The organism is Streptomyces regalis (assembly GCF_001509475.1).
Lineage (GTDB): Bacteria > Actinomycetota > Actinomycetes > Streptomycetales > Streptomycetaceae > Streptomyces > Streptomyces regalis.
The window spans coordinates 1-6,719 of the sequence record NZ_LLZG01000125.1 but is presented as its reverse complement, the minus strand read 5'-3'; the positions used below and the strand labels follow the sequence as shown (position 1 = coordinate 6,719).

General features: G+C 70.5%; 8 protein-coding genes. 2 read left to right on the top strand and 6 right to left on the bottom strand.

The window, feature by feature from the left end; translation table 11 throughout:
- Positions 1-482: 482 nt before the first annotated feature.
- Positions 483-707, top strand: a complete 225-nt coding sequence (locus tag ADL12_RS18230) for a cold-shock protein (protein WP_208614560.1) — start codon at positions 483-485, stop codon at positions 705-707.
- 79 nt (positions 708-786) lie between these two features.
- On the opposite strand, the gene ADL12_RS18225 is transcribed toward ADL12_RS18230, so the two are convergent.
- From ADL12_RS18225 to ADL12_RS18205, 5 genes are all read right to left on the bottom strand, one after another.
- Positions 787-1,467 carry a lytic polysaccharide monooxygenase auxiliary activity family 9 protein gene (locus ADL12_RS18225; protein ID WP_062703721.1) on the bottom strand — a complete coding sequence of 227 codons (681 nt, stop codon included), beginning with the start codon at positions 1,465-1,467 and terminating at the stop codon, positions 787-789.
- Positions 1,468-1,647: 180 nt separating this feature from the next.
- The gene (locus tag ADL12_RS50495; protein ID WP_079052111.1) at positions 1,648-2,145 is read right to left on the bottom strand and encodes a hypothetical protein; all 498 of its coding nucleotides are present in this window, start codon (positions 2,143-2,145) and stop codon (positions 1,648-1,650) included.
- A complete protein-coding gene (locus ADL12_RS18215) occupies positions 2,129-2,638 on the bottom strand; it encodes an RNA polymerase sigma factor (protein ID WP_062703718.1) in 510 nt (169 codons plus the stop codon). Before ADL12_RS18215 ends, ADL12_RS50495 begins: the two co-directional genes overlap by 17 nt.
- A gap of 116 nt (positions 2,639-2,754) precedes the next feature.
- The gene (locus ADL12_RS18210; protein ID WP_062703717.1) at positions 2,755-3,417 is read right to left on the bottom strand and encodes a class F sortase; all 663 of its coding nucleotides are present in this window, start codon (positions 3,415-3,417) and stop codon (positions 2,755-2,757) included.
- Complete coding sequence (locus ADL12_RS18205) at positions 3,414-3,824, bottom strand: hypothetical protein (protein ID WP_062703716.1); 411 nt, start codon at positions 3,822-3,824, stop codon at positions 3,414-3,416. The genes ADL12_RS18210 and ADL12_RS18205 overlap by 4 nt, the downstream gene beginning before the upstream one ends.
- Before the next feature lie 283 nt (positions 3,825-4,107).
- Here ADL12_RS18205 and ADL12_RS18200 point away from each other — a divergent pair, with 283 nt between their 5' ends.
- On the top strand, positions 4,108-5,724 hold the full coding sequence (locus ADL12_RS18200) for a carbohydrate-binding protein (protein WP_062703715.1): 1,617 nt from the start codon (positions 4,108-4,110) through the stop codon (positions 5,722-5,724).
- A gap of 485 nt (positions 5,725-6,209) precedes the next feature.
- Here the strand turns inward: ADL12_RS18200 and ADL12_RS18190 are convergent.
- On the bottom strand, positions 6,210-6,719 hold a 510-nt coding region (locus ADL12_RS18190), incomplete at its 5' end, for a response regulator transcription factor (RefSeq protein WP_167364411.1).

Sequence of the window (6,719 nt, the reverse complement as noted above, 5' to 3'; positions counted from 1 at the left end):
CAACCCGGCTGGTGCTGATGGCGCAAGACCTGGCGGGACGCTGTTCCGCCAGGCAGCCTGAGCCAGGAATCCCCCTCGTTTACGAGGGGGAGGATTCAAGTAAGCGGCTCGCACCTTCAGCTCCACGAACTGCGCACGGGACGGCGAGCAGGGGTGCCGTCTCCTCGCGTCGGCGGTGCTCCACGCCCTCCGGGGTGAGCACGACGCACAGGCCGGCCTTCCGCGTCGGGCCCCCGATCACCCACCGGTCCCCGAGCAGCTCCAGCGGCCCCAGGTGCCGATTCATGGCCTCCCCGCCTCCCCTTCAGTCCTGCCGTGCAACTTTCCTCTCACCTCACGAGTCTCCCCGCTGTACGTCCTTCCCCCCTGCCCGCACAGCGCGAAGCTCGGGTGCTTCCGGAGCGGAGGAGGCCTCTGCGGCATCGGGCATGCCGTCAGGCCTATCCCTGACAGCGCTGACAAGGCGGCGTAGGGTTCCACCCATAGTGACTGCGACTGTCCGTGAGTGGAACGAAGAGGAAGGGTGGGGTGTGCTCGACTCGCCCGAGACTCCCGGCGGTTGCTTCGGTCACTTCGCCGACATCGAGGCGGACGGCTTCCGCACACTGACGCCCGGACAGCAGGTCGACCTCACCTGGGAAGCCCCCGGCTTCCCACAGGACGGCTACGACTACCGCGCGGTGAGCATCGCGCCTCGCTCTGCCTGACCTGCACACCTGGCGGTACGACGGTTCCCACCGGACGCATCGCATCCGATGGGAACCAGCAGCTCCAGGCACCGTCAGCTCAGCGGAAGTTGACGTCGCTGCACAGGAAGTACGTCTGGTCCATGTGCGACGCCTGCCAGATCGTGTAGACGACGTGGCGGCCGGTGAGGCCCGAAGTGCTCACGTCGATCGCGTAGTTCTGGCTCGGGGCGTACTTCCCCGTACGGGCGACCAGTTGGAGGTCGCTCCAGCGCAGTGGCTGGGTGGTGGGGTCGAAGCCCTGGCGGGTGACGTAGACCAGGAAGTAGTCCGCGCCGTGGCTGGCCTGGTCGTAGAGCTTGACGGTGAAGTTGCTCGCTACATCCGTCATCTTCCAAGCGCCGACCGCGTCAAGGGAGTTGTAGCGTCCGCCCTCGGTCCGGCCCCCGCTGCACAGCTGGCCGTCGGGGACGGCGGCCGGGAAGTTGCCCGCGGAACCGTTGCGGTACAGGCCGTTCCAGTTCCACATGGCGTTCGGGTTGTCCTTCCAGGCCTGCCAGCACATGGGGTCTTGCTGCTCCATGGCCGGGTTCTGGAAGTCGTTGCCCCAGCGCAGCCAGCAGCCGTAGTTGCGGGACGCCGGGTCGACGACCGAACCGTGGGCGGCAGCCGTCCCGCTCCCCGGGATCAGGCAGAGGAGCAGTGCGGCGAGCACGGTCAGGAGGAGTGCCCGTGGGGATGCGGGCCGTTGCGTGGGGGCGTGCGCGAGAGGGCGCGTGATGTGATCATGACAAGCTTGACGATGCAGCACGGTCTCCCTCTTTCAAGGTGGGGGGATGTGGGGTGGGTGCGCAAGTGCAGTACAAGTGCAATCATGGGAGCGCTCCCACACTGCACAGGCTGCGCCCTCACAGCCCCCTTGGCAACGCCGGATCGCGCCACTTTCCCGCCCCTCGACCACCTACGACCGCGGCGATGCCGTCGACGGCCGGCTGGTCGGGACCGCCGCACTGCTCGGCGCACGGGAGTCGTCGGTCCGGGAGTTCGCGGTGGGCTCGGATGTAGCGGGCTCGCGCGGCACCGTCGGCGTCGGCGATGCCGATCGGGGCGACGACGCCGAGGGGGTCGGGATCGCCGACGGGGGCGGGGTCACCGACGGGGCGGGAGGTGTCGTACGTTCGCTCGCGGGCGGAGGGGCGAGAGGCGGTGCAGGGGACGTCGGGCCCGCCGAGGTCCCCAGGTGGAGCGGCAGCGCGACGAGGAGTGCCACGGCGCAGGTCACGGCCGTCCCGATCGCCGTACGCACCAGTCGTCGGCGGGACGCCCTGCGGCGGATCGCCTCGTAGCTGCCGGGGGGTGGGGCGAGGTAGTCCGAGGAGGGGCGGAGGATCACCGCGAGGGGGTCGTCGGGAACGAACACCGGGCCGTCGGGATCGTCGTCGTCAAAGCGTGTGGTCAAGGCTTCTCCTCAGGTGGACGCGGAGCAGTTCGCGGGCCGCGTGGAGGTCGGCCTTGACGGTTCCTTCCTTGCGCCCGGTCAGCACGGACACCTCCCGGATCGGCATGTCAGCGTAGTAGTGGAGGAGGATCGGGGTGCGGAGGCGTTCGGGCAGGGACTGGACCAGCAGGCGTACGGACGGGTCCGCCTGTTGCGCCTGCTCCGCTTGCTCCGTATAGGAGTTGACGACCGCCTCCGTCGTGGCCCGGCGCATCGCCCGCCGCTCCCGCTCCAGCTTGCGCCAGTGGTCCCGGACCAGGTTCGCCGCGGTGACGTAGAGGAAACCGCGCGGCTCCTCCACCCGGCTCCAGCGGGCCCAGAGCCGGGTGAAGGCCTCGGACGCGATCTCGTGGGCCGTCTCGTCGTCGTCGACGAGTCGGCGGCACCAGCCGGCGAGGCGCGGGTAGAGGGCGGCGAACAGCTCGGACGCTGCCTTGTCTCGGGACCGTTTCAACGCTCTCCAACGCTCTCCATGGTCATGAGGAAGCTCGCACGGCTACTTGTGGGGATGCCGGACCGTCGGCGTACGTTCCGTCGGCGGGGTGGTCGGCGAGATGGTCAGGGGGGTGGTCAGGGTGTCGTGGCGCTCAACCCCGCGAACACGATCACGTTGTCGCGGTACTCCTCCCCGGCCCGCGGCCCCCCGCACGTGATCAGCCGCAGCTCCGGACGGTCCACGTCCCCGTACACGTCGTCCGCCGGAAAGTCCGCCTTGGCCACCGTCCGTACGGCACGGACCGCGAACTCCGCCACCGTGCCGTCCTCCCTGCGCGCCACGATCCGGTCGCCCCGGTGCAGCCGGGCGAGGTGACGGAACACCCCGTCCCCGTAGGCGCCCACCGTGACATGGCCGAGGATGACCGACGGGCCGACCTGACCCGGCGTCGGGGAGTGCCGGTACCAGCCCGCCCGGTCGTCGGCCGTGATCGGCGGCACCTGCACGGTGCCGTCCGACGCCAAGCCCAGCCGGATGACCGGGGTGTCGACCTCGATCGCCGGGATCTGCAGGCGGACCGGGGACGAACGGCCCAGAGCGCGCGCCGAGTTCGCGGACGACGAGGAAGACGAGGAAGACGGGGGATTCGAGGGAGACGAGTCCTCCTCGGGCGGCTGCGCGCCCCTCCTCCTCCGGGAGCTCGCGTCCGCGCCCTCCTCCGCTCCCCGGCCACCGCACCCCACCAGCACCGACGCCATCGCCGCCGTGGCGAACGCGCGCCTGGACAGCGGCATCATGCGCCGTTCGTCCGCCGACGCCGTACGACGAAGGCCGTCACCCCTCCGGCGACGAGCACCGCGGCGGCTCCCCCGCCGATCAGCCCGCCCCGTTCAGTGCCGGAACCCGAAGCCGGTGCCGTGACTCCGGTGTCGGGCGCCCCCGACGGTACGACGGAGACCTGGCCGCCGTCCGGCGCGCGGGTCGGCTCGGCCGACGGGACGGGGGTCGCTTCCCGGGGCGGCTCGGTGCTCGGCGCGGTGGTCGGTTCGGCGGCGCTGGGCGTCGGGACGGCCGTGGCCGAAGGGGCGGTGGCCGCCGGGCTGGGGACCGCGGTCGGGGCAGCGCTGTCGGCGAACGCCGGCGTGATGCTCGCGAGCAGGGCCGTGCAGGTGAGTGCCATGGCGCTGAGGACGGTTCGGCGCATTGTGTCGCTCTCTCTTTCGTGGGCCCGGCCGGTACTCCCGTACACGGCGGGCTGGGTGACGGTCGAGCGGAGAGACGACGCGGGGGCGGGGTGGGTTGTAAAGAGATGGCAAAGCCGCGCGCAGGGGCGGCCCATCCATCCCAGGCGCCTTTGTTCATGGTCATGAACCTGCATCACGTACATATCTATTGACGTGTATGCGACAGCCCCTTACGGTCCCGAGAAGCATCGAGAAAGCGCTTTCCCTATCTGCCACGACGTGTAACAGAAAGGGGTCAGCCCCATGCACCCGCACCCGCACTCGCGCTCGCACCCGAGACCCGTCAGACGCGTCACCCCCGCCCTGGCCTCCACCGCGCTCCTCGCCACCACCCTCGTAGCGCTCACCGGCACCACCGCCGAGGCCGCGACCACCCGCTACGAGGCCGAGAGCTCCCCGGCGATCTGCACCGGCACCATCGACTCCGACTGGGCCGGTTACTCCGGCGCCGGGTTCTGCAACGGCGCCAACGCCACCAGCGGTTACGCCCAGTTCACCGTGAACGCCCCCGCAGCAGGCACGGCGACGCTCAGCGTCCGCTTCGCCAACGGCACCACCACCGCCCGCCCTGCTTCCCTGGTCGTGAACGGAACCACCGTCCAGACACCGTCCTTCGAGGGCACCGGCGCATGGACGACCTGGGCGACGAAGACACTCACCGTCCCCGTCAACGCCGGCAGCAACACCATCCGCCTCAACCCGACCACCTCCGCCGGCCTGCCCAACATCGACTACCTGGACGTCGAGACCAGCGGCAGCACCCCCGCACCGACGGGCCCCGTCCTGTACGTGGCGCCGAACGGCACCGACGGCGCGGCCGGCACGGAGTCGGCGCCCACGACGCTCACCTCGGCGATCAGCCGTATCTCCGCGGGCGGCACGATCTACATGCGCGGAGGGACGTACACCTACTCCTCGACCGTCACCATCCCGGCGGGTACCGACGGCACATCGAGCGCCCGGACCAAGCTGTCCGCCTACCCGGGTGAGCGACCGGTGCTGAACTTCTCGGCACAGAGCGAGAGTTCGTCCAACCGCGGGCTGCAGGTGATGGGGTCGTACTGGCACGTCAACGGCATCGTCGTCGAGCGGGCCGGGGACAACGGCATCTACGTCGGTGGCAGCAACAACGTCATCGAGCGCACGGTGACGCGCTTCAACCGTGACACGGGGCTGCAGCTCGGGCGGATCGCCTCCACCACCCCCAAGGACCAGTGGCCGGCCAACAACCTCATCCTGAGCGCCGAGTCGCACGACAACGCCGACTCCGACGGCGAGGACGCCGACGGCTTCGCCGCGAAGCTCACCACCGGCACCGGGAACGTCTTCCGCTACGCCGTGGCCCACAACAACATCGACGACGGCTGGGACCTCTACACCAAGTCCGACACCGGCGCCATCGGCCCGGTGACCATCGAGGACTCCCTCGCCTACAACAACGGCACCCTCAGCGACGGCTCCCAGGCCGGCAACGGCGACCGCAACGGCTACAAGCTCGGCGGCGAGGACATCCCCGTCAACCACATCGTCAAGCGCAGCATCGCCTACAAGAACGGCAAGCACGGGTTCACCTACAACAGCAACCCGGGCACGATGACGGTGTCGGACAACATCAGCATCGACAGCGCCCAGCGCAACTACAACTTCGACGCCGGCACCTCGGTGTTCCGCAACAACACCTCGTGCCGCAGCGGCAGCGGCACGAACGACCGGATCATCGGCGACTCCGACAGCTCGAACCAGTTCTGGTCGGGCACGAACGGCTCCCGGTGCTCGTCGTACGGCGGCGCCCTGGGCTGGTCCTTCGCCTCGGACGGGCGTCTCGTCGTGACCTTCGGCGGCACCCGGGTCACGCCGTGACCGGGTGAGTCGACCGCGGGCGGCGGCCGACCGGCCGCCGCCCGGTTCCGGCTGCCCTCATGTTCAGTCCGCGGTGGGGGCGGCGGGGGGGCAGCCGGATGTTGGCCTGGAACCCGAGGCGGTGCGGGTCGCCGCAGTCCGGTGCGGGCGGCCAGGCTCCGGGGTAGGCCCGGCGCGGCAGCCATTCGGGGACGGCGTCGTCCCAGAAGTTGCCCTGGTGCCCCACTCCTCGCTGCACCCGCCGATCGAGGCACGGTAGTTGTAGACGGCGTTGTGGCGCACAGTCATCCAGTTGCTGCTGTCGTCGGTGTGGCGGTCGTCCGCACCTTGCCGGGCAGCCCCGACGTCCGCCCGCCAGACCCCGTCGCGGCTCGGATCGGACCGCCCGCGACCGGCTGCGCGAGACGCTGCGTACGACGGTCCCCACGGCGCCGGACGGTTCCGTCCCGCTCACGGCACGGGCCTGGGCGGTGCGGGGCGTGAGGTCAGCCGGCGCCGCCGAGCCAGTACCCGAACCCGCGGCGCGTATGGATCAGCGCCGGCTCCCCGGGATCGCGGTCCACCTTGCGGCGCAGCCGCGAGACCAGTTTCTCGATGGCCTCGTTGGCCCGGAAGTCCCCCCAGACATAGCGGCTGATCTGCTCCTTCGACAGCACGCACTCGGCGTTGACGAGCAGATGGCTCAGCAGGCGGTACTCGGCGGGGGTGAGGTCGAGGGCGCGTGCGCCGCGGCGGGCGCGGCAGGTGGCGTCGTCCAAGGCCAGGTCGCCGTAACGGGGTTGGGCCGTCTGCCGTTCGGGGCGTCGGCGGCGCAGCAGGACGTCGACCCGGGCGAGGACCTCGGCGATGCGGAGCGGTTTGGTGACGTAGTCCTTCTCACCCGGGCCGAGTTCGGGGACGAGGCGGTGCAGCGAGTCGCAGGTGGTGAGGAAGAGCAGCGGGGGGTGGTTCGGGAGTGAGGCAGCGCGCGGGGAGTCGGGGGCATAAGGGGAACG

What these genes read in the sequence shown, in the direction of transcription:
- ADL12_RS18200 (WP_062703715.1), top strand. Translation starts at nt 4,108, where the DNA reads ATGCACCCGCACCCGCACTCGCGCTCGCACCCGAGACCCGTCAGACGC.
- ADL12_RS18205 (WP_062703716.1), bottom strand. Translation starts at nt 3,824, where the DNA reads ATGCGCCGAACCGTCCTCAGCGCCATGGCACTCACCTGCACGGCCCTG.
- ADL12_RS18210 (WP_062703717.1), bottom strand. Translation starts at nt 3,417, where the DNA reads ATGATGCCGCTGTCCAGGCGCGCGTTCGCCACGGCGGCGATGGCGTCG.